Source organism: Lacticaseibacillus salsurivasis (assembly GCF_036246225.1).
Taxonomy (GTDB): Bacteria; Bacillota; Bacilli; order Lactobacillales; family Lactobacillaceae; genus Lacticaseibacillus; species Lacticaseibacillus salsurivasis.
The window spans coordinates 1-3,169 of record NZ_BTTP01000035.1 but is presented as its reverse complement, the minus strand read 5'-3'; the positions used below and the strand labels follow the sequence as shown (position 1 = coordinate 3,169).

Annotated in this window: 2 rRNA genes; both read left to right on the top strand. The window is 51.2% G+C overall.

Features of this window, described 5'->3' with window-relative positions:
* Positions 1-15 precede the first annotated feature (15 nt).
* Positions 16-2,933, top strand: a 23S ribosomal RNA gene (locus AAA927_RS12755).
* A gap of 117 nt (positions 2,934-3,050) precedes the next feature.
* A 5S ribosomal RNA gene (gene rrf, locus AAA927_RS12750) occupies positions 3,051-3,167 on the top strand.
* Positions 3,168-3,169 lie beyond the last annotated feature (2 nt).

Genomic DNA, 3,169 nt, shown 5'->3' with positions numbered 1-3,169 from the left:
CTGTTAAAAGATCAAGGTCAAGTTACAAAGGGCGCACGGTGGATGCCTTGGCACTAGGAACCGATGAAGGACGGAACTAATACCGATATGCTTCGGGGAGCTATACGTAAGCTTTGATCCGAAGATTTCCGAATGGGGGAACCCAATCACCTTTAGGTGATTACTGGCATGTGAATACATAGCATGTCAGAGGCACACGCAGGGAACTGAAACATCTAAGTACCTGCAGGAAGAGAAAGCAATTGCGATTCCCATAGTAGCGGCGAGCGAAGTGGGAACAGCCCAAACCAAGAAGCTTGCTTCTTGGGGTTGTAGGACCAGACATTGGAGTTACCAAAGTGGTTGATAGACGAAGTCAGCTGGAAAGCTGCGCGAAACAAGGTGAAAGCCCTGTAGTCGAAATCGACCACCCTCCGTTTGGGATCCTGAGTACGGCGGAACACGTGAAATTCCGTCGGAATCCGGGTGGACCATCACCCAAGGCTAAATACTCCCTAGTGACCGATAGTGAACCAGTACCGTGAGGGAAAGGTGAAAAGCACCCCGGAAGGGGAGTGAAATAGTTCCTGAAACCGTGTGCCTACAATTAGTTGGAGCCCGTTAATGGGTGACAGCGTGCCTTTTGTAGAATGAACCGGCGAGTTACGCTAACATGCGAGGTTAAGGTGAAAAGCCGGAGCCGCAGCGAAAGCGAGTCTGAATAGGGCGATTAAGTATGTTGGTGTAGACCCGAAACCAAGTGACCTACCCATGACCAGGTTGAAGGTGTGGTAAAACACACTGGAGGACCGAACCCGTGTATGTTGAAAAATGCTGGGATGAGTTGTGGGTAGCGGTGAAATTCCAAACGAACTTGGAGATAGCTGGTTCTCTCCGAAATAGCTTTAGGGCTAGCCTCGGAGGATGGATATTGGAGGTAGAGCACTGTTTGGACTAGGGGCCCGTCATGGGTTACTGAATTCAGATAAACTCCGAATACCAATTATCTTACTCCGGGAGTCAGACAGTGAGCGATAAGGTCCATTGTCGAAAGGGGAACAGCCCAGATCACCAGTTAAGGTCCCTAAATTTATGCTAAGTGGAAAAGGATGTGGCGTTGCACAGACAACTAGGATGTTGGCTCAGAAGCAGCCATCATTTAAAGAGTGCGTAATAGCTCACTAGTCGAGTGACCCTGCGCCGAAAATATACCGGGGCTAAGCATAATACCGAAACTGTGGGTGCAACCTTATGGTTGCGCGGTAGGAGAGCGTTCTAATGGCGTTGAAGGTCGATCGTGAGGACGGCTGGAGCGATTAGAAGTGAGAATGCCGGCATGAGTAGCGAAAGATAGGTGAGAATCCTATCCACCGTATGACTAAGGTTTTCTGGGGAAGGCTCGTCCTCCCAGAGTTAGTCGGGACCTAAGGCGAGGCCGAGAGGCGTAGTCGATGGAAAACAGGTTGAGATTCCTGTACTGATTTATTTTGTTTGACCGATGGCGGGACGCAGGAGGTTAAGCCAAGCACCCGGCTGGAAATGGGTGTCCAAGCAACAAGTCTTGACGCGAGTGAAATGCTTACGACTATAAGGACAAGTTGTGATGGGGAGCGAAATTTTAGTAGCGAAGTGGCTGATATCACACTGCCGAGAAAAGCGTCTAGTTAGAAATAAATCACCCGTACCGCAAACCGACACAGGTAGTCGAGGCGAGTAGCCTCAGGTGAGCGAGCGAACTCTCGTTAAGGAACTCGGCAAAATGACCCCGTAACTTCGGAAGAAGGGGTGCTGACCGCAAGGTCAGCCGCAGTGAATAGGCCCAAACAACTGTTTATCAAAAACACAGGTCTCTGCTAAATCGTAAGATGACGTATAGGGGCTGACACCTGCCCGGTGCTGGAAGGTTAAGAGGATGAGTTAGCGTAAGCGAAGCCCAGAATTGAAGCCCCAGTAAACGGCGGCCGTAACTATAACGGTCCTAAGGTAGCGAAATTCCTTGTCGGGTAAGTTCCGACCCGCACGAAAGGTGTAATGATTTGGGCACTGTCTCAACGAGAGACTCGGTGAAATTATAGTACCCGTGAAGATGCGGGTTACCCGCGACAGGACGGAAAGACCCCATGGAGCTTTACTGTAGCTTGATATTGAGTGTTTGTACCGCTTGTACAGGATAGGTAGGAGCCGTAGAGACCGGAACGCTAGTTTCGGAGGAGGCATTGGTGGGATACTACCCTTGCTGTATGAACACTCTAACCCGCGCCACTAAGCGTGGCGGGAGACAGTGTCAGGTGGGCAGTTTGACTGGGGCGGTCGCCTCCTAAAATGTAACGGAGGCGCCCAAAGGTTCCCTCAGAATGGTTGGAAATCATTCGCAGAGTGTAAAGGTATAAGGGAGCTTGACTGCGAGACTGACAAGTCGAGCAGGGACGAAAGTCGGGCTTAGTGATCCGGTGGTTCCGTATGGAAGGGCCATCGCTCAACGGATAAAAGCTACCCTGGGGATAACAGGCTTATCTTCCCCAAGAGTCCACATCGACGGGAAGGTTTGGCACCTCGATGTCGGCTCATCGCATCCTGGGGCTGTAGTCGGTCCCAAGGGTTGGGCTGTTCGCCCATTAAAGCGGTACGCGAGCTGGGTTCAGAACGTCGTGAGACAGTTCGGTCCCTATCCGTCGCGGGCGCAGGAAATTTGAGAGGAGCTGTCCTTAGTACGAGAGGACCGGGATGGACGTTCCGCTGGTGTACCAGTTGTGCCGCCAGGCGCATCGCTGGGTAGCTATGAACGGAAGGGATAAACGCTGAAAGCATCTAAGTGTGAAGCCCCCCTCGAGATGAGATTTCCCATTCCTATATGGAAGTAAGACCCCTGAGAGATGATCAGGTAGATAGGCTGGAAGTGGAAGTGCAGCGATGCATGGAGCGGACCAGTACTAATCGGTCGAGGACTTGACCAAAACGTGCAAAGTTTGGTAAAACAAACGAGCACGACTAGCGACAAATACGTCGTTCAAAGCATGATAAAACAATGATCTCCAGTTTTGAGAGCGCAAAGCCCTCAATTGAATATGAAGTGCGGTGGCGATAGCGAGAAGGATACACCTGTTCCCATGCCGAACACAGAAGTTAAGCTTCTCTACGCCGAGAGTAGTTGGTGGGTGACTGCCTGCGAGGGTAGGAAGCTGCCGCGCTT